Source organism: Streptosporangium sp. NPDC006013 (genome assembly GCF_040614275.1).
Lineage (GTDB): Bacteria > Actinomycetota > Actinomycetes > Streptosporangiales > Streptosporangiaceae > Streptosporangium.
The window spans coordinates 1-19,529 of the sequence record NZ_JBEXUE010000002.1; the positions used below are offsets into that span (position 1 = coordinate 1).

At 66.2% G+C, this 19,529-nt stretch carries 15 protein-coding genes and 1 pseudogene; 11 read left to right on the top strand and 5 right to left on the bottom strand.

Translation table 11 applies throughout. The annotated features are described in order from the left end of the window. Nucleotides 1–45: 45 nt before the first annotated feature. The 3 genes from ABZ260_RS00520 to ABZ260_RS00530 all read right to left on the bottom strand — a co-directional run bounded on the left by ABZ260_RS00520 (nt 46) and on the right by ABZ260_RS00530 (nt 3,445). Nucleotides 46–1,119: a methyltransferase gene (locus tag ABZ260_RS00520; protein WP_355610857.1), complete on the bottom strand. Its 1,074-nt coding sequence runs from the start codon at nt 1,117–1,119 to the stop codon at nt 46–48. An 8-nt stretch (nt 1,120–1,127) separates the two neighbouring features. Beyond that, nucleotides 1,128–2,117: an ABC transporter substrate-binding protein gene (locus tag ABZ260_RS00525; protein ID WP_355610860.1), complete on the bottom strand. Its 990-nt coding sequence runs from the start codon at nt 2,115–2,117 to the stop codon at nt 1,128–1,130. A gap of 485 nt (nt 2,118–2,602) precedes the next feature. Further along, nucleotides 2,603–3,445: an SAM-dependent methyltransferase gene (locus ABZ260_RS00530; RefSeq protein ID WP_355610863.1), complete on the bottom strand. Its 843-nt coding sequence runs from the start codon at nt 3,443–3,445 to the stop codon at nt 2,603–2,605. Nucleotides 3,446–3,612: 167 nt separating this feature from the next. Here ABZ260_RS00530 and ABZ260_RS00535 point away from each other — a divergent pair, with 167 nt between their 5' ends. The 8 genes from ABZ260_RS00535 (at nt 3,613) to ABZ260_RS00570 (ending at nt 13,965) form a co-directional block, all read left to right on the top strand. Further along, a complete protein-coding gene (locus tag ABZ260_RS00535) occupies nt 3,613–4,884 on the top strand; it encodes a hypothetical protein (RefSeq protein WP_355610866.1) in 1,272 nt (423 codons plus the stop codon). Nucleotides 4,885–4,892: 8 nt separating this feature from the next. Then, nucleotides 4,893–5,438, top strand: coding sequence for a GNAT family N-acetyltransferase (locus tag ABZ260_RS00540; protein ID WP_355610869.1), 546 nt, complete (start codon nt 4,893–4,895; stop codon nt 5,436–5,438). A 377-nt stretch (nt 5,439–5,815) separates the two neighbouring features. After that, nucleotides 5,816–5,989, top strand: a complete 174-nt coding sequence (locus ABZ260_RS00545) for an FxLD family lanthipeptide (RefSeq protein ID WP_355610872.1) — start codon at nt 5,816–5,818, stop codon at nt 5,987–5,989. Nucleotides 5,990–6,097: 108 nt separating this feature from the next. Next, nucleotides 6,098–6,262, top strand: coding sequence for an FxLD family lanthipeptide (locus tag ABZ260_RS00550; protein WP_355610875.1), 165 nt, complete (start codon nt 6,098–6,100; stop codon nt 6,260–6,262). 97 nt (nt 6,263–6,359) lie between these two features. Continuing rightward, nucleotides 6,360–9,446 carry a lantibiotic dehydratase gene (locus tag ABZ260_RS00555; RefSeq protein WP_355610878.1) on the top strand — a complete coding sequence of 1,029 codons (3,087 nt, stop codon included), beginning with the start codon at nt 6,360–6,362 and terminating at the stop codon, nt 9,444–9,446. Then, nucleotides 9,443–10,720, top strand: a complete 1,278-nt coding sequence (locus tag ABZ260_RS00560; RefSeq protein ID WP_355610881.1) for a lanthionine synthetase C family protein — start codon at nt 9,443–9,445, stop codon at nt 10,718–10,720. The genes ABZ260_RS00555 and ABZ260_RS00560 overlap by 4 nt, the downstream gene beginning before the upstream one ends. A 40-nt stretch (nt 10,721–10,760) precedes the next feature. Then, a complete protein-coding gene (gene fxlM, locus ABZ260_RS00565) occupies nt 10,761–12,854 on the top strand; it encodes a methyltransferase, FxLD system (protein ID WP_355610884.1) in 2,094 nt (697 codons plus the stop codon). Nucleotides 12,855–12,858: 4 nt separating this feature from the next. Beyond that, nucleotides 12,859–13,965 carry a hypothetical protein gene (locus ABZ260_RS00570; RefSeq protein ID WP_355610887.1) on the top strand — a complete coding sequence of 369 codons (1,107 nt, stop codon included), beginning with the start codon at nt 12,859–12,861 and terminating at the stop codon, nt 13,963–13,965. A 3-nt stretch (nt 13,966–13,968) separates the two neighbouring features. On the opposite strand, the pseudogene ABZ260_RS00575 reads toward ABZ260_RS00570, so the two are convergent. Further along, nucleotides 13,969–14,100 (bottom strand): annotated as a pseudogene (locus tag ABZ260_RS00575) (IS5/IS1182 family transposase); the annotation flags it as partial. Between the two features lie 32 nt (nt 14,101–14,132). Here ABZ260_RS00575 and ABZ260_RS00580 point away from each other — a divergent pair. From ABZ260_RS00580 to ABZ260_RS00590, 3 genes are all read left to right on the top strand, one after another. Continuing rightward, nucleotides 14,133–14,591: a hypothetical protein gene (locus ABZ260_RS00580; protein WP_355610890.1), complete on the top strand. Its 459-nt coding sequence runs from the start codon at nt 14,133–14,135 to the stop codon at nt 14,589–14,591. Between the two features lie 16 nt (nt 14,592–14,607). Further along, complete coding sequence (locus ABZ260_RS00585; RefSeq protein WP_355610893.1) at nt 14,608–15,726, top strand: hypothetical protein; 1,119 nt, start codon at nt 14,608–14,610, stop codon at nt 15,724–15,726. Between the two features lie 156 nt (nt 15,727–15,882). Continuing rightward, nucleotides 15,883–16,200 carry a transposase gene (locus ABZ260_RS00590; protein ID WP_355610896.1) on the top strand — a complete coding sequence of 106 codons (318 nt, stop codon included), beginning with the start codon at nt 15,883–15,885 and terminating at the stop codon, nt 16,198–16,200. Nucleotides 16,201–16,496: 296 nt separating this feature from the next. Here ABZ260_RS00590 and ABZ260_RS00595 read toward each other — a convergent pair whose 3' ends face one another. After that, entirely contained in the window at nt 16,497–19,397 is a 2,901-nt protein-coding gene (locus tag ABZ260_RS00595) for an RNaseH domain-containing protein (RefSeq protein WP_355610899.1), read from the bottom strand. Nucleotides 19,398–19,529 lie beyond the last annotated feature (132 nt).

Sequence of the window (19,529 nt, forward strand, 5' to 3'; positions counted from 1 at the left end):
GCGTACGGTGTGGGGTCCGTACGCACGCGCTGACGTTGCCGAGCTTCACTTGAGCGTCGCGACCACCAGGTTCAGACCGCCGGCCAGAGGCTTGTTGCGCCGTGGCACGAACCCGGCCTTGGTCAACAGCTCGGTGTACTGGCTGCTGGTGCGCTCCTGTCCGCCGAGGAAGAACTTCATCATGGTGACGTCCAGGAGGGCGTTGAGCGTCAGCTTGTCGATGCACCACAGCGCGGTCGGGCGCTGCGACATGACCATGGCGGTACGGACCCGCGCCAAGAGCCGCAGCGCGTCCTCATCACCCCAGTTGTGCAGGATGCTGCCCAGCAGGTACACCCCGCTCCCGGGCGCCGCGTCGAGGCAGGGGACGCCTTCGAAGGCATCGCCTGCCAACACCTGCCAGCGGTCGGCCATCCCGCGAGCGGCCATGGCCGCCTCGGCTCGTTCGGCGACCGACGGCAGCTCCTGCAGAACTCCGTTCAGGTGCGGGTGGGCCTCCAGGACGGTCGCGAGCATCATGCCGGTGCCGCCACCCACGTCCACGATGGTCCGCACGTTGGAGAAGTCCTGATCGGCGAGTGCTCTCGCGACCGGGTGGGAGCGGGAGGACATGAACTCGCCGAACATCTCCCTCTGCTTCGGGTGGCCTTCCAGGTACGCATACAGCGAGTGCTTGCCGCCGGGAAGGACCGGCCGGCCGGTGCGAATGACCTCACCCAGCTGGGGCACGGCGCTCCAGCTGACGGGAGTGGCGGCCCAGGTCACCGCGTGCCGCATGGAGCCCGGGACATCGCGTCGCAACGCGGCCCCCAGGTCGGTCAAGCTGACGCCCCCGGGGGTCAGGGTGACGACGCCCGCGGCGACCATCGGGAGCAGGATCCGCTCCAGCAGGTCCGGGATGGCGCCGCACTGCTTGGCGACCTCGTGGACCGGAAGGATTTTCTCGTCGGTCGCGTCCAGGGCGTCGGCGACGCCGAGCTCGCAGAAGGCGTTCAGCGCACCGAAGAGCGCGATGCCGTCGATGATGTCCTGAATGTTTTCCTGCTGCCGGGCGCTCACATGGTCGGTGCTGGGTGGTGGAGTGGTGCGAACGCGCCGGGGCAGGCTGGCCTGGCTCATGGGTGCGGTTACCCTTTCGGCGTTGAGGTTGGTGTCGGCGTCGTCAGCAGCTGGTCCACGTTGAACGGTGTGGTCAGGTAGCCGATCTCGCGCATGGTGTCGGCGACGCGCTGCAGGCGTTTCCGTTCCAGCGTGACGGGCCAGGTGCCCAGGGCGATGACGGCGGCGGTTGCGGGGTCGATCTTGGTGTAGGTCGGCAGGATCTCCTCGACGGCGTTGCGGTCACTGGCGGCGTCATGCTGAGCCCGCACGATGGCGCGCCGGAACCTCGCGACGAGGTCCGGGTTCCGGGCCGCCCACTCTGAGGAGACGATCCACCCGGCGATGGGGAAGATATCCAGAGGGCCACTAGCCGCGGTCATGTCCCCGATCTGTGTGCCACCGGAGTAGCCGATCTGCGTGCTGTAGGGCTCGGTGACCCACGCGGCATCGACCCTGCCCGCCAGGAGATGCGTCTTCATCTCAGGGAGCGGGAACTCCTTGAAGATCACGTCATTCGCGGTCAGGCCGACCTGCCGCAGAGCCACCGTGACCGTTAGCGTCCCGATGCTGCGCAGCGTCGCGACTCCGATGGTCTTGCCCTTTAGGTCCGCCATGCTCTTGATGGCGGACCCCTTGGGGACCATGACGACGAACGTGCCGGGCATAGCCTGGTAATTGTCGGCGATCACGGTGAGCTTTCGGCCGGCGTCAGCGGCTTGGATGACCGTGACGTAGTTGCCCTGGATGACGTCGAAGCTGCCGCCGATGAGGCTTTCCAGGGCGGGACCGGCGCCCTGGATAGGCGCGATGCTGACGTCGAGCCCTTCAGCGCGGAAGTAACCGCGATCTTTGGCGATGTGAGCGGTGGAGGCGTCCGGGACCGGCAACGCACCGACCTTGATCTCGGTCAGCGGAGACTCTGCGACGTCCTTGGAGGGATCCGTGGCGCTACAGGCCGATATAGCGACAGTAAGCAATAGGGTAATTACTGAAAGTGTCCGTTGGGGGGAACGCAAGGACCGCTCCGAATCGTAAAAGGAAATGTCAGATGAGTGGGCGGCCGACTGCCGCTCAGCGAAGAGGGGGGAACTTAGCTCTCATGAGAGGGCTGAGCGAAGCCGTGGGGTGAGATCGAAGGGAAACGATCGGACGCGTCAGAGCTCGTGCGATATGCGAGGTGGCGGCCTCGATCTCACTGGCGGGGGCGATGGGCGCTCCCCAGATCCACCACAGCCACGGCTTACCCTGCCGGGGTCTCACGGTGATCCGTCCTCCGAAGGCGGCGTTGTCGCGCCTGACAACGACGAGAGACAGATGTGATCGCGTGGTGAGGGTCGCCTGGAATCTTCTGCCCTCCACCGCCTGGCCAAGGGCACGCAGAATGATCTCGTCGCCGGGCTGGTCCATCACGTTGATCACCGCCGGTTTCGTCATGAGGTCGATAGATAGCGTGTGAAGGTGGGCGGCGCTCGCGGCCGACCGGGGACGCCCTCGCTGTGCATCATCGATTCCGCAGCACGGCGATACCCCCGACGAAGTGCCCGCTCTGCGTCACCGGTGCATTTGTCCGACGAGGCCTGTGGGGCTCCAGCGGTACCACTCCCGGCTCCAGCGCCTCGAACCCGTCGAACAACCCGACGATCTCCTCCATCGGGCGCGGGTAGATCTGCGCGTCCGCAGCCACGTAGGCGGCGGTCGCCTTCTCCAGATCCTCTTTGCTCATGGCACCAGGGCAGGCGTGTGAGAGCACCAGGTGGCTACCCTCGGGCATCCACTCCCGCAGCGTGGTCAGGATCCGTCGCGGCTCGTCGTCGGGCATGAAGTGCAACAGCGCGCCGGCGATAACCGCACCCGGCTTACCACCGGACCGCAGTGCCTCTATGTCCGGGTGCTGCAGCAACGTGGTGGTGTTTCGGACGTCGGCCTCGACGATGCGCACCAGGTCGTTCGTCGCGAGCAGCGCCCGGCCGTGGGCTGCGACGTTCGGGTTGTTGTCCACATACACGAACCGGGCGTCAGGCACGATCCGCTGGGCCACCCGATGCAGATCATCCTTGGCGGGACTGTTCGAAGGCAGGCCCGACCCCAGGTCGAGAAACCATCGCATCTCCATGCGGGCGAGGGTCTCAACGCTCTCGATGAGGAACTGTCGGTTGGCGCGGGCCAGCTCGGGCAGTTCAGGAATGATCTCGGTGAGCTGCTCAGCCGTAGCGCGGTCGCCCCCGAAATTGTCCTTGCCACCCCGCAGCGTGTCATACACGCCAGCGGATGTAGGAGGCGAACCGGGCAGCTCAACGTACGGTCTGAGGTCTTCACTCATCATGGAACTTTCCGGGCTGGTCATCGTGTTCTCCTTGCCTTTGCTTGCCCTCCCCTCCATGCAACTGTGCGGGCGGGCCACCAGACCGGACGCGAAGGGGGACCTTTCACCGGACTTTTCCGTCTCTCGGCGGACTTTCGCTGGAAAAGTCCTGCGCTACCGTGAGGAACGATGACTACCCCGAGGCGGACATGACCGAGCAGTGGACGGCGTTCGATCGCGAGTGCAGACTGCGTGGCTGGGGACAAGCGGCCGCGTTCCTTGCGGAATACGCGAGGTCAGCGCAGTTGATGGGGGAGGAGGCTAATTTGACCGAGCGACAATTACGTCGTTGGCGCAAACCGAATCCGCCCCTTCCGCGTCCCCGAGCATGGCGGGTGCTGCACGCGATGTTCGGCATGAGTCCTGCTGAACTGGGATTTCCGTCGCCGCCTCCGAGTAGAACGGAATACATTGAGCGGACATCCGAAAACACGTTCGGCCTGGACCGTAGAATGTTCCTGGCCGATACCCTCGGCACTGCTGCGAGTATTAGCCTGTCCGGTTCCGCCTCTGTAGGCACCACCCATATCGCTGAGCTGCGCGAGGTTTTGCGTTCGCTCTATGCTCTCGACGATGCCTATGGCGGGGGTGATGTGCGATCTCTTGCCATACGGCATCTACAGCGGATTCGTCGTGTGATCAACACTGGAAGCTACCCCGCTAGTGTCGGCCGACAACTCCAGCTTCTGGCAGGAGAAACAGCGGAGCATTGTGGTTGGTTACATTACGACGCCGACCAGCAAGACGAGGCTCGCCGGTTCTGGGGCGAGGCATTGACCACCGCCACCATGCTGCGTGATCCAAGTCTTGAAGTTATGGTGTTCGCCAGCCTCAGCATGCAAGCCATTCACGAGGACCGGCCGCGAGACGGCTATGACCTAGCCCGTGCGGCCCGGTTGCGTGCTGAGGCTATGCAGTCGCCAATTTTGGTATCGATGATCGTCGCACGTGAAGCTCGCGCTCTGGCGAAAATGCGAGACAACAGCGGTGCGCGACGGGAACTCGCTTGTGCGATGCGCGTGATTGAACGTTCCGACCGAGAGCGGCCGGCACCGTCATGGGCAGCCTTCCATGGACAGGCCGAACTTGGTTACACGCAGGGCTTAATCTACGCAGAAACCGGGCACCATAACGCGGCTGTTCCGTTTCTGCGCGCTGCTCTGGCCCATCAAGAGCGCACCTACACCCGTAATGCTGCTCTTTATCGGCTCACTCTGGCCCGTAGCCTGGTACTGGCCGGAGAGGCTGACGAGGCCGCTTCCGAAGCGGTTGCTTCTCTGCCTCATCTGGAAGAAGTTGAATCCGGGCGTGTAATCCGGCGGCTGAGGGAAGTCCGCAATCTTCTCACGAAGACCGACAGTCGAACAACAGCCGGTTCGGTTGAGGTCTTATCGAATCACCTAACAGAGAGGGCGATATGACTGATCAGGTGACCATCCAGCGATGGGACGGCAGCGGGGCGGTGGCGCAGCTGGACGCGATCCTTTCAGCGTACGAAGAGGTATACGCCGAGCCTCCGTACCTGGAGGGGCCACGGGATGTCGCAGAGTTCATCGAGCGCTTCCAGCGTCAGGTCGAACGTCCGGGTTTCCGGCTCGCGATCGCGTATGAGGATATGGAGGTTGTCGGTTTCACTTTCGGATACCTATTGCCGCCGGACACCCAGTGGTGGCGAGGGCTGCTTCGACCGGCGCCGGAGGAGTTCACGCGGGAAACCGGGGACCGAACCTTCGTCATCATCGAACTGGCTGTCCGAAACCCGTGGCGGCGGCGCGGCATTGCCAAAAAGCTTCACACCGCTTTGATAGAAGGTCTGGAAGTCGAGCGGGTTACGTTGACAATGCGACCTGAGCCAGAAGCGAGACCGGCTCAATTGGCGTACGAGTCATGGGGATATAAGAAGGTTGGGGAGTCGCGACCTTGGGACGAGGCGCCGCTGTATGACTCAATGGTCCTCAACATAAAGAGCCGCTGATCCATAGCAGGATGTCAGCGAATACATAGACGTCCACCGGCCGGAGCCGCAGGATCGAATAGGGTCTGGCCGCGATATCTGCATGCCGCTTTCGCGGGTAGGATTACCTTTAATCACTTCAACTTTCCGTAAACCCGAAATTTTCATTCCGTAACCCTTGCAATAAATGCTCAACAAGCAGCTCAACGTTAAGCGTGCCCGCAGTTAGGCATTACATCATCGTCGATTGCTTCTTTGGGGTGCCCGGCATTTGAGAAGGCGGCCGAAAATAGTGTCGCGCCAAACAAGTGTCGAAAAGAAAACTCTTGACAACTCCAAGTGGAAGGCATGCAATACGGAGCACTTCCAATCAACCGTTAAATCGGAAGGAGCCTTTGATGAGCGCCAGCACGATGACGCTGGAGTCGCGGGTCGAGGAGACGGCCGACTCGGACCTCTTCGACCTGGACATCCGTGTCGTGGAGAGCAGCGGTCAGATCAACAGCCTGATCTCGACCACAGACGGCGGGTGCGGGTCCACGTGCGGCAGCAGCTGCGTCAGCAGCACGTAACCAGCGAACGTGGGTGCTGGCTGTGCATATCGCCAGGCATCCGCTCTCGTACGGAACTTAGGGCGGGGCCATTCCAAGCTCCGCAATCGAGCGGAAAGGAGATTTCGGATGACCGCAACAGTACTGGAGTTGCAGGTTGAGGAGCCGGCCGAGTCGGACCTCTTCGACCTGGACGTCCGCACACTGGAGGTAGCGGACTCGGCCGGTCTGATCAACATGACCGATGACGGTTGCACCAGCACCTGCGGTGCCTGCGTTACCAACGCCCCCTGATCGGGCGCACGCCTGATCTCAGGCCGGTGCCGTTGCATGGGCCCTCCCGCAGCGGCGCCGGCCATCCCCTGATCACCGCGACATCACGGAGGCATGCATGCCCTCCCACGTTCGTCCGGGGTTCCGATCTGCCGGCACGGCTCTCATCCGTGCAGGTGCCCACTCCTGGCCAGATCTGCCGCCGTGGCCTGACCTGACCGACCCCGCGCCCGAGCGCGTCGCTTCCTGGGCGCACTGGCTCCGGCAGGTATGGGCGGTCAACGGTCTCGCCGAAGCCCTGGACCACGCCAGCCCAGTGCTCGCAGCGCAGGTGCGGACCCTTTGCGCGGCCGAGGAACCCGCCGTCCGCGAGACGTGGCGCGCGCTGCTGTCCGTGGCCCGCTACCTGCAGCGCATGGTGGGGCGAGCGACGCCGTTCGGCTTGTTCGCCGGAGTGGCCCCGGCGTCCTTCGGGGCCACCGCGCAACTGAGCTGGGGTACCCGGCATCACGCCGTTGCCCGAGCAGGGGCGGAATGGCTGGCCGACGTCGTCACACAACTGGAGGGATGCTCCAGCCTTATGACCCGGCTGCCGGTGGTGGCCAACACCACGCTGATGGTGCGCGGAAACCGTCTGATCGTGCCCTACCAGCTGCGGGGAACAGGGGCGATAGAGATTTCACTGCGCAACACCCCTGCGGTGCGCGCCGCGATCAACGCGGCCCGCGCACCAATCCGCATGGAGGACCTGGAAGCGAAGATCCAGGCAGAATTCCCGGCGGCCACGTCGGCGAAGATCTCGGCGATGCTCATCGAGCTGGTCACTCGTGGCGCATTGATCACCAGCTTGCATGCGCCCAGCACCGAACCCGACGCCCTGGGCCACTTGGTGGAGCAACTGGAGGCAGCTGGGGCCGCGACGGTGGCACCGGTCGCCGACCTGGCCGTCGAGTTGAAAGAGGTACACGCACTCCTTGAGCGTCACAACCAGGCGCCTGCGAGCGAGGGCCGCGTAGTTCGCACGGACGCGACCGCGCGGATGCGCCGCCTCGCCCAAACCAGGCAACACCCGCTCGCGGTGGATCTGCGGCTGGATGCGCAGGCTGTCCTCCCCGAAGAGGTCGCCCGTGAAGCAGAGCGTGCCGCGCTGACCCTGGTACGTCTGAGCGCTTACCCCTACGGCACACCCGCTTGGAGGGCCTACCACCAGCGGTTCTACGAACGGTTCGGCATCGGGTCGATGGTGCCGCTGCTGGACGTCGTCAGCGACAGCGGTATCGGCTGGCCTGATGGATACCCGGGCACGGTGACACCCGCGCAGCGCTCGCCGATGTCGAGCCGCGACGAGGTGCTGCTGGCGCTGGCTCAAGACGCGGCACTCGACGGCCGCGCCGAGGTGGTCTTGGACGAACAGCTGATCGCGGCCCTGGAGCTGGGTTCCCAACGGCTGCGGCCACCGTCGCACCTGGAGCTGGGAGTACGCATTCATGCCGCCGACCAGCAGGCTTTGCAGCGCGGCAACTTCCGCCTGGAGATCATGACTCTCTCACGAGCTGCGGGGGTGGTGACCGGCCGATTCCTGAGCGTCCTTCACCCGCGGGACCGGGAAGAGTTGGCCGCTGAGCTGTCTGATCTGCCGGGCGGCGACCCCGACACCATGGCGGCGCAGCTGTCCTTTCCGCCTCTGGACCCGGCGACCACACACGTGACCCGAGCTCCGCAGATCCTGTCGACCGTGATCAGCTTGGCCGAGCACCGCGCCGACGAAAAGATATTGACTGTCGAGGATCTGGCGGTGGGCTGCGACGGCCGCCGGATGTACCTGGCCGCGCCCGCGCTCGGACAGCGGCTGGAGGCCGCAGGGATGCACGCGCTGAACCTGCAGACCCACACACCGCCGCTCGCCCGCTTCCTGACCGAACTCACCCGCGCCCAGTGTGCCCAGGTGGCGATGTTCGATTGGGGTGCCGCCGCGCGTCTGCCGTTTTTGCCGAGGTTACGCTTCGGCCGCACGATCTTGTCCCCGGCGAGGTGGCGACTGAAGGCGGCCGAGCTGCCCATTCGCTCGCAACCGTGGACGGTATGGGATGAGGCCCTGACCGCCTGGCAGGTGCGGCGCCGGGTGCCGAGCCTGGTGCGCCTGGCCGAGGGGGACCGGCTGCTGCCTCTGGACTTGGACGTGGCCGGGCATCGGGCGCTGCTGCGCGCGCACCTGAACACCGCGTCGCATGCCGTGCTGACCGAAGTCTCAGCCCCCGAAGACGCCGGTTGGTGCGAGGGACGCCCTCATGAGGTGATCGTGACGCTGATGGCCGTCGAACCGCCGCCGTGGCCGCGCTTGCCGACACCCACCCGGGCACGGATCGTCAGCCGCACCCAAGGTCAGATGCCTGCCACTTCCCGTGTGCTGCTCGCCAGCCTGTATGGGGACATCCACCGCCAAGACGTCGTCCTCACCGAGCACCTGCCCATCCTGCTCAACCGGCTCGGCCAACCGGCCTGGTGGTACATCCGCTACCGCGACCCTGACCATCACCTGCGCCTGCGCATCGCATTGCCCGACCCGACAGGATTCGGTCCGGCCGTGCGTACGGTGAGTACCTGGGCCGAGGAACTGCATCGGGCCGGTCTGCTACGCGAGGTGACCTACCCCACCTCCTACCCCGAGACCGGCCGCTGGGGATCCGGGGTGGCGATCGACGCGGCCGAGGCGGTGTTCGGCGCCGACTCGCGCGCCCTGCTCGTCCAACTTGGCCAGCCGGTCCGCCCCCACCACCAAGCGCTGGTGGCCGCCCATAACGTTGCGATCGCCGTGGCGTTCACCGGCAGCGTCGCCACGGGCATGCAGTGGCTGATCGACCACATTCCCGCCACCGCACCGGGCCGAGTCGCGCGGCCGGTGTTCACAGAGGCCGTCCGCATCGCCGACCCCCACGACGACTGGGCGGCGCTGCGCGCGGCCCCGGGCGGCGCCGCGATCGTCGCCGCCTGGAGGCCGCGAGACGAGACCCTGGCCGACTACCGTACCCACCTGTCCGGCCCCGACGCCGTGGGCATCGACGTCGACGACGTCCTCGGCTCCCTGATGCACATCCACTTCGTGCGCGCCTTTGGCATCGACTTCGACGACGAGGCCGTGGGCATGTACCTCGCCCGCGCTGCGGCCCTGGCCTGGCGTGCTCGCACCTGCGGTGGCCGCTCGTGACCGATGACCACCCCGCCGCCGCGTTCGCCGAAGCGGTCGCTGACCAGTTGGCGCATCCCGATGCCGTTCCCGGGCCGTCGACCGCTCAGCCGTGGTGGCGCCAGTCGCTGGCCCACGGGGCGCCGGGCATCGCCCTGCTGCACATCGAACGCGCCGCCGTAGGCCTCGCACCGTGGCAGCGCGCCCACGACTGGCTCACCTACGCCACCCGAGTTCCGCTCACCGCCGGAGCCGACAGCCACCTGTTTCATGGTGCTCCGGCTCTCGCTCACGTTCTCGCCTGCGCGGCCACCGCCCGGCCCGGCTCCTACGACAAGGCCCTGGAAGGCCTCGACAGGGTGATCACCGCTGATGTCCGGCGCCGGGCTGGTTTCGCGCAGGCCCGCATCACCGCGGGGCGCCTGCCCGCACTGGCCGAGTTCGACGTGATCCGAGGCCTGACTGGCGTCGGCTCCTACCTGCTGCGGCGCGACCCCGGCGGCGAAGTGGTCCGCGCCGTCCTGGAGTACATGGTGCGCCTGACCGAGCCCCTGAAGATCAATGGGGAGACACTTCCGGGCTGGTGGAGCGCCTCGGGGCCCTCCGGGCGCGACAGCGTCCGGTTCGCCGGGGGACACGGCAACTGCGGGGTGGCCCACGGGATCGGCGGCCCGCTGGCCCTGCTGGCGCTCGCCGCCCAGCGCAACGTCACCGTGCCCGGCCACCGTGACGCCATCGACCGGATCTGCGCGTGGCTGGACCAGTGGCGCACCGACACCGGCGCCGGCCCGCTATGGCCGTACTGGGTCAACCGCTCCCAGCTGCGCGCCGGACATCGCGACCTCGGCGGCCCGCAACGTCCCGCATGGTGCTACGGCACGGTCGGCCTGGCACGCGCCCAGCAACTCGCCGCCCTGGCAACCGGCGACGCCGACCGCCGACACCTGGCGGAGGGCGCCTTGATCCACGCTCTGACCGACCCTCTCCATCGCGCGGCGATCACCGACACTTCGCTGTGCCACGGCTACGCCGGGCTCGCCCATGTCGCCACCATCTCGGCCTCTGACGCCACCCCGGACGCCGCGGCCCGGCTGCATGCCCTCGTCCCTGACCTGCTGGACGCCGTCCAGCCCGCCGCTGGCGATCCCGAACACACCGCCGCCGCTCTCCTGGGTGACGTTGGATGCGATCCGGCTTTTCTCGACGGCGCCGCCGGCGTCGCCTTGGCCGCCCTTGCCCCCAGCACCGCGACCCTGCCCCGATCCGGCTGGGATGCCTGCCTGCTCATCGCCTGACCGCCCGCGACCGCCCTACCTTGTGAGGACGCCCCACCTGATGCTCACCACCGACTGGCGCCAGTACAACATCGAGGTCCCCGACCGCGCCACGGCCGAACACGTCGCCATCTGGGATCTGCGCCCGACGCTGACCGCAGCCCAGGGCGCGGGTCTCCTGCACGGCTGGTGGTTCGTCCGCAAGCACCCCTGGCGGCTGCGCTACCTGCCCGACGACCCCACCTCCACCGTCGTCGCCGACCTGCTGGACGAACTGACCGCCGACGGCCGAATCGTCAGCTGGGCGCTCGGGATCTACGAGCCCGAAACGACGGCGTTCGGCGGGACCGCGGCCATGAGCGTCGCCCACGAGCTGTTCCACCATGACAGCCACCACCTGCTCACCCGCGCCGCACGCCACGACGGTCCGGCGCTGGGACAGCGTGAGACCACGGCCCTGCTGTGTAGCGCGATGCTGCGCGCCGCCGGTCTGGACCTCTACGAGCAAGGCGACGTCTGGGAAAAGGTCGCCGAGCTGCGCCCCGCCGAGCCCGGGACCGTCGCCCCCGAGCGGGCTGCCAGGCTGGCCTCGGCGATGCGTCGCCTTATGACCGTCAACGTCCGCGATCTGTGCGATCCGGCGAACGCCGGTCCCCTCGTGGGCTACGACGGGTGGGTCACCGCCTTCGAGAAGGCCGGGCAAGCCCTGGCGGACCTGTCGCGCCATGGACGGCTGACGCGAGGTCTGCGCGCCGTCCTCGCCCACCACATCATCTTCCACGCCAACCGCGCCGGGCTCCCCGCAACCGACCAATCCGCCCTTGCCGCGCTGGCGCTGGACACCGTGTTCACCACAGACCGGGACCTCGCGTCTCGACCTGCCACCACCTCCGAAACAACTAAGGTCAACCGAATGACTACTCTCAGCGATAACCCCGCGTTGTCCGCCGACCGGCTCCGCGCCGAACTGACCGACCGGCTGCGCGAGCAGAAGGTGCTTCGCACCCCCGCCGTCGAGGCGGCCTTCCGGCGAACCCCCCGGCACCTGTTCCTTCCTGGCGTACCGCTCGGCCAGGCGTACGCCGACAACCCCGTTTACACCAAGACGACCGAGGATGGCACCCAGATCAGCGCCGCCTCGCAGCCGTGGATCGTCGCCGGAATGCTCGAACAGCTCGCTCCGAGCCTCGGCGAGCGAATCATGGAAGCCGGGGCGGGCACCGGCTACAACGCGGCGATCATGGCTGCCATCGTCGGTGAGAGCGGCCACATTGTCACGATCGACATCGACGAAGATCTGGTGGACGGCGCCCGCGAGCACCTGGCCGCCGCCGGGGCCGACAACGTCGAGGTCATCCTCGGTGACGGCGCGCTTGGCCATCCCCAGCGCGCCCCCTATGACCGGATCATCGCCACCGTCGGCGCGTTCGAGGCACCGACCGCATGGCTGGACCAGCTCGCCCCCGGCGGGCGCCTGCTTGTGCCGCTTCGCCTGCGCGGAACCAACTCGCGCACCATTGCCTTCGAGCGAGGCGAAGACCGCTGGCACAGCGTGGGCAGCAAACTGGCGGTCTTCATGCCGCTGCGCGGGATCGGCGACGACGCACGGCGCATCGTCACCCTCACCCCCGAGGAGGACGTGACCCTGCAGGTCCACAAGGACCAGGCCGTCGACGGCCACGCCCTGGCTGGGGTACTGGACACCGGACGGCACGAGAGGTGGACCGAAGTGCTCTTCCCGCCGGGAGTGCTGCTGGAGTGGATGGAACTGTGGCTGTGCCTGCGCCTCGACAATGCCCTGATGCGGATGAACGTCGAGCCCGCGGCCAAGGACCGTGGCCAGGTCACCCCCATGTTCCCCTGGGGCTCCATGGCCACCATCCGAGGCGCTGACCTCGCCTACCTCGCCATCCGCCCCGCCACTCCCCCGTCGGCCGATGGCGGCAAACTGTACGAGATCGGCGTCATCGGACACGGGCCCACCGGTCAGAACCTCGCGGAACTGGTGGCCGAGCAGGTCCGGATCTGGGGTACGGAGTACCGCACCCGTACCGTCCGTTTCGAAATGCCCGATAACCCCGAGACCTCCAATCCCGCCTCGGGCCGGTTCGTCCTGGATCGGCCACACCACCCCATAACGGTCATTTGGGAGTAGCGGAATGGATCCGGCCGGGCCAGTAGCACGCCGGTTTCCCCTCGTCGCGCGCTCACGCCCGGCCTGTACACCGCTCGATGCCCGCGTCGGCGAATTATGCGCCCTCGCCGACGCGGCCGAGCGCGACGGAGATCCATCGTCGGCCTCCGTCGTCTTCAACCAGGCCGCCCTGCTGGCCTCCGATCTCGGGCTGCCGGACCTCGCGCGGGCCTGGTGTCACCGTCACGCCGAGCTCTACCTGCATGCCTGTCCTCTAAACGGGAAGGCCGCGCGCCGTGCGCTGGAACCCCTCGTCAACCTCGCTCGCCTGCGCATCCGCGATGGTGACGGCGACGGCGCTCTGCGGCTCCTCACCGACCTGTACGAGGCTGTCACCACCCGCGCCGACACCGTCCTCGACGGTCTACCGGTGCGGGCGGGAACGCTCACCTCGACCACCGACGATCACCGAGAGGTTCGCCAGTGGTTGTGGGGCGTCTTGCTAGCCGAGGGGGCTCGTGCCCTGACCAGCGCGGGCCGCTGGCAGGACGCGCTCGCGCATCTCCAACAGCACAACGGTGTCGGCCGACGGATGCTCGACGGCCGCCAGGTCGCGGTCATCGCGAGCAGCACCGCAGGCGACGCTCAAGGCGCCTTGGCGCTGCTCGCGGACACCGTTCCTGGTGAGCCGTGGGAAAATACGGTGACGGCGTGCCTGACCGTGCTGTCCCGTCGTGCTGCCCACCAACCGGTCGATGACGACCTGGCCGTGCTGGTGGACCGCTACCAGCGGCTCGTTCCCGCGCCTGGCCTGACGGTGTTCAGCGTGCGGCTGGGCTTGTCCATTCTCGACGCCGCTGAGGGCGCAGAGCATCCCGGGGTGAGGAATGTCGCCGCCACGCTGATTCAGCGAGCGATAGCGTCCCGCGATGGATACGCGGCGCGTGAGGTGCTGGCCCATGAGGGGTGCGCCGCGCTACTCACCGGCGAGCAGACGCGCAAGCTCGCCGGAGTGGTGGAGGTCTGCGCTATGGGACACCGGAGATTTCCGGTGCGGTCGAGGGCCGGTCTTTTCATCGCGCTGAACACCAGCGAAGCAGTGCTTTCCCACTCATTGAGGCGATCTCAGTGACTTTTAAATGAGTCTGCCGTGCTCGAATTGGGTGAGGACGAGGGCGGCGCGGGCGATGTTGCCGATCTTGCTGGGGCTGGTGGTGATGTGCTGCAGGGTGCGCCAGCGTTGGGTGAGCAGGGCGAAGCCGCGTTCGCTCAGGCAGCGCAGTGTGCGTAGGGGAGGCGATGCGGACCGTCCTGGACGAGCCCTCCCACCAGGTCTACACGGGCGTGAAGTTCCGGCAGGGTTCAGCCTGGGAGTGGGTCTATCTGTGGCTGGCGTGCGTCCTGCCCAACGGTCTGTCTCGGGTACCTGGCCGGCGGCCCGGGTTCACCCCGCATTTCGGGTGGGGTTCGATGGCGGCGCTCAACGGCGACAGCCTGGCCTATCTGACCGTCCGCGAGGGTGAGGACACCGTGGGCCGGTTCTGGGAGATCGGCGTCATCGGTCACGGCCCGCGCGCCGCCGACCTCGCCGAGCAGGTCGCCGCCGCGATCCAGGAATGGGACCGCGACTACGGCAACGACGCCCCGGCCCCCGGCTTCCGCATGGCCACGGCCGCCAACCGCGACCTGCTGAAGGCCGCTGACTCACGCTTCGTCATCGACAAGACCAACGGCCGACTCGTCATCGACTGGCCGTAGGAAGGGGAGCAGCGTGATGAACCCTGCGATCGCCGCCTGTATCCCGCTGGTCTGCCGTCCCAAACCCCCCGGGCTTCCACTGGACAAGCGCATTGCGGAGCTCACCGCGCTGACCGCCGAAACGCCCGGCGCGGACCACTCCAAGCGGGTGGCCCGCGCCTGCGGTGTCCTCAACTTCTCCGCGCTCATCGCCTCCGACAGCGGCATGCCCGACCTGGCAGCCGAACTGTGCTGGCGGCAGCACAAGGTCTTCGCCGAGGCCGAGAGCCTGGACCAGGACATCGCCGTGATGTCGCTGATGCCGCTGGTGAACATCGCCCGACTCCTGATCCGCGAAGGTGAAGGTAGCGCTGCCTTCGCGGTGCTGCAGCAGTTGTACCGGGCCGCCGAGCAGCGCGGCGCCACCGTCATCCGCGATCACGCCGTCGACCTGTCGCCGTTGATCCGGACCGTCGCAGACCACCGCACAATCTGTACGGAGCTGTGGGTCACCCTGCTGATCGACGGCGCCAGAGCCCTCGCAAGCGTCGGCCGTTGGACCGAGGCGGCCGAATCCATGGCCGCGCACCGCGGCGTCGGTCAGCGGCTTCTCGACGGCCGCCAGCTCACGATCATGTCGCTGATGGAACAGGGCCTCCCGCAGCAGGCCGCCACCATGATCGACTCCAGCGTTCCCACAGAGCCCTGGGAGAACGCCGTCGCCGCCATCCTGCGCGTCTACTGCCGTCCTCCGACCACGCCAACACCACAGGACGAACTAGACCATGCGGGGCGGGAAACTCTCGCGCTGATCACCGATCCCGACCCGATGACCGCCGCGTTCCGGACTCGGCTCGCCCTGACCGTGCTCGACCTGACCGCCGACCGACCCACGGCACACGACTCCGACCTACGGTCCACTGTCATCGGCGTGGCCTGCTCGGATGCCTACGCTGCCCGAGAGGTCATGGGGCACCACGGGATGCGCTCCCGCATGACCCCGCAGCAGGAACAGGAAGTCGCTGGCGTGCTCACCGCCTCGGGGTTCGGCGCCGGGCACCTCCCAGCAGCCCACCTGGATGCCCTCACTGCCGCAGTCCGTCACGGCGAGGACAGCCTGCGCGCCCTGCTTGCCGAGCTACACGGAGCGGCCTGAACCGACCTATGATCGCTACTCCGGCCGTGGTTGCGAACCCCGCACTCTAATCACGGCAACCGCCCGGCGCAGGCCCGAACCGGGCGGCGCGGCCGTGGGACGACACTACTGGAGAGCCCACCCCACGGCCTGGCGGGAGCGCACGCACCGGAGCTGATGATCACGCCCCTGCATGATGAGGCCTGGCGGCCTAACGCGCAACCAACCGAGGACGTCCTGCGGGGGGCAGCTCAGGGCGCGATGAGCGCCGTGCGCCGGTTCGCCATCGCCGGCCTGGACGCCGGCGCCTGGCCGGGCAGCCTGACCGTAGGGGTGCTGGATGAGTCCGGTCAGGAGAAGAAGGGCAGCGCCACAGCAGGGGTCAAGCGCCAGCACATGGGCTGCGCGGGCGGCATCGACAACGGCATCAACACCGTGCACCTGGCCTATGTCCGCGCCGAAGCCGGCCACGCGCTGATCGGTACGCACCAATGATCCCCGCCGAGCAGATCAGCGACCCGGTCAAGGCGATCACCACCGCGCTGCCTCTGGAGCTGACCTTCGCCACCAAAGGCGAACTGGCCATCAACCTGCTGGCTTATGCCGATGGCGCGCGTCTGGACTTTGTGGCCGGTGTCCGGACTACTGAGGGAAGCTCAAATCCCCGCTCTCTCAGATGTTCCTCCCCGGCGAGACATCAAAGATTTCATGAAACGTCAGCCTCAGAGACGTTCGGTCGACCGAGCCAGGTGACGACAAGATCACGCCCCCCGAGAGGCAGAGATTGCCTCCTACGCGTCGTTACCTGTGGCTTGCCTAAGGATCTCCATGCTCTCAAGGTCCTTCGGCGCGGAGCGACGGTATTGTGGGTGGCCGAGATCCATTTGAAGTGCGGCGTGGAGAGGGGCAGGGTATCGGGTCCGGTCCGACCATGAGAGGGCCTGGTGGCTCAGCCGCGCTGCGGCGACAGCGAGGATTTCCCGGTTGTAGCCGTCTCTCGTGTGCATCGGGGTGATCTCGCGGGTGGTCATGGCGTACCACGGGGCGTTGAGTTCGTTTTCTTTGCGCTCATCAGCGTTGTTTGACGCCTGACCTGGGTCGGCGCGCCAGCGCGTCTTCCATTGACCATGGCGCTTCTTGCCGTAGTTTCTCGGTTCGGTGAATAGAAACCACGGATGGCCTTCGGCTTGATCGGCCGGGTAGTACAGGTCGCTGGAGGTCTTAAGCGGAACAATCTTGCCATTCTTTTGCTTTTCGATAACGGAGGCTAGGCGCGGCATTTCTTCCTGTGCGCAGTTCATCCGGATGATGCTGACGGGGTTCCAAGAAGGAGGGAGTCCGGTTCCGGGGAGCCAGAGCCGCGGATCGTCGGACTTCTTCCCAAGGCCCTGCCTGCTGTTCTGAAGGCCAGGCCATACCCGGCGGCACGCGTGGCCATCGATCATCAGAACGTATGGAAGCCCGTCGAGTTCGTCCCGGAGTTCTTTGAGCGCAATGCGGACGTCTTCGCCAGCCTGCGCCCAGCGTTGGAAGTCACTATCCCCGTCCTCCGTGTGAAGGGGATAGTCCACAGCATGGAAATGGCCCTGGGCTTGGGCGTAATGCTCCCATTCCGGGTGGATGTTGCTCCAGCCGAGCATACGCCAGGGGTCTCCGGGCTTGGCGGAGGGGATGATCGCGCAGGCGGTGATGATCCTCTTAGGTGCGCCCTTATACCTGAAGTCGGTGGCCTGCTTTCGGATGTGGATGCCGCAGAACCCAAGACGAGGCAGTGGGTAGGGGTCGTCGTCGGGGTAGAGCGCGCGTTCGAAGCGGTCGTCCACAACGCCGCAGGATCGGTAAAGGTCCAGCAGCCCCATGTAAACGCGATGGTCCTCAAATGCCTTCTCAGGCGTTTTGATGACATTGAAGGTCTTGGTGAAGGGGTCGTAAGAGCGGCCGATGAGGAACTGGGATGGCACCGCTGCTTTGGCGAGCTCACGCACGACCTGGTGCTTGGCGTCGCTCTCTTCCAGAGCCTTCTTCGCATCAGCGGCTTTCATGCCCTCATGAGCTTTGCCTTGCACGGGGAACTCTGTTTCGCACCAGGCAACGAGGAGGACGTTCGGCTCCGCGAACCGGCTGGTGATCTTTTCGGTGTCCGCAGCTCGCTGAGTGCCGGGTCCGTGTTCCAGAAGATCTCGGGCGTCATGAAAGACGGCCTCGATTCCAGGCGCGACCGAGAGGAATTCACCGTCGACAGGGTCAAGATCATTTGGATTGAGATCGTAGGAGTGAGCGAGGCCGTGGAGCATCCGCATCCGGGTCTCGTGCCGATACCACAGGCAGAGGATACGAAGCTTCTGATATCCAGTTGCCTCAATCGACCGAAGGATGCTCTCGGGGGACGGCTTACCTACAAGGTCGAGGTATTCGCCCTTCTCCTTCTTCTGCGTGCGCTCTTTGCCTTCGGCGGCGCTAGCCGGCTCGTGGGCTCTCTTCCCGAAGACGTCTCCCTTCGACCGCAGATCGAAGGGAGAAACCTTGTCCCCAAATACGCGCTCGAGGTGTTCCCTGAGCAGCGCCAGATGGTGGATGCCCGCCCCGGCGCCGACGGCGAAGGGGCCGGTCTTCGGCATGGTCGGCTTGACCGCTCCAGGCGCCGGGGTCAGGATCTCCACTCGCTTGCCATTTTCATCCAAGACCTTCAGCAGACTGTGCTCATGTTCTACCCGGTCTTCGATGAGGTCGAGAGAGGATCTATCGGCGTCCATCTTCGAGAGGATTTCCAGCGCGTGCTTGTTCGTCCGGCGTAGGCCGCGCCCGCCCAAAGAAAGCGACAGCAGCGGCCGACCCTTTCCTTGATCTACGAGGACGGTGCTGGCGTGGATCACGGTGTTGTTGATGCGACGGACATGGGCGTCCAGGTTCAGGATCGGAACAGGTTCGGCTGTGTAGGTGGCCATCTTGATCGAGAGGCGGGACAGCGCGTACTGAACCTGAGCCCGGGTGGGGTTCTCGGGGCGGGCAGTGGCCACGTCACTGAGCTTGACCGGATGGGCGAGACGCGCTGGGATCGGACCCATCGGGTTTCCCCAAGCAATCAGGTCGCCGTCGCTGGTCGGCCGGTAGTCCACGGCCGCGACGTTGCCCGAGGGCCTCCAGCCGACTGTTCTGTACTTGGTCTCGCCGTCCTTGCCCTCGTATTCCTCCCGGATCCGCTCCATTTCCCGGTCAAGGAACGACACAGATGCCAACTTCTTGGCTATGTGCCACCTCACCGCTTCATAGGCCCAGCGGTCCGGGCTGGTGGGTTGGCCGTCCTCTTTGTCGAGAATGTTGTCAGCGAGGCTGAGACGCTGTGCGCTGGTAGTTGAGATCCGGTGGGCCAGGTCGGGCGGGTCCATGAAGGGGATCTCGTCAAGAGGAATCCTACGGACGACGCCTTCCAGGTAGGTGAAGACGCTCTTGAGGATCGCGGGCTCTACAGGGTTGAGCGTGACCATGAATGCCAAGTTCTTGTCCAGGTAGACATAGCCATCAGTGATCTGCTGGAGCACGGTGACAGCGATGGAATAGGGGATGAGGAACGGGTCGGCTTCCTGCTCGCCGTTGATCCTTTTCTGGTTCCGCGCGGCCAGGCTCCCCAGGTCCCGCCATGCCTGGCGCGTCGGCGAGTAGAAATCGCCGAAGTTCCAGACTAGGGCTGTCATGCCGTCCAGGAGTTCCCTAGTGCACTTGATCGATGTGGTGTGCGCGGTGAGATCCCGTCGCGTGTTGCCTCGCCCCATCGTGGGGTACCTCGCCTTTCGGGTTCCTCCCCCGGAAGTGGGAAGCATGCCGAC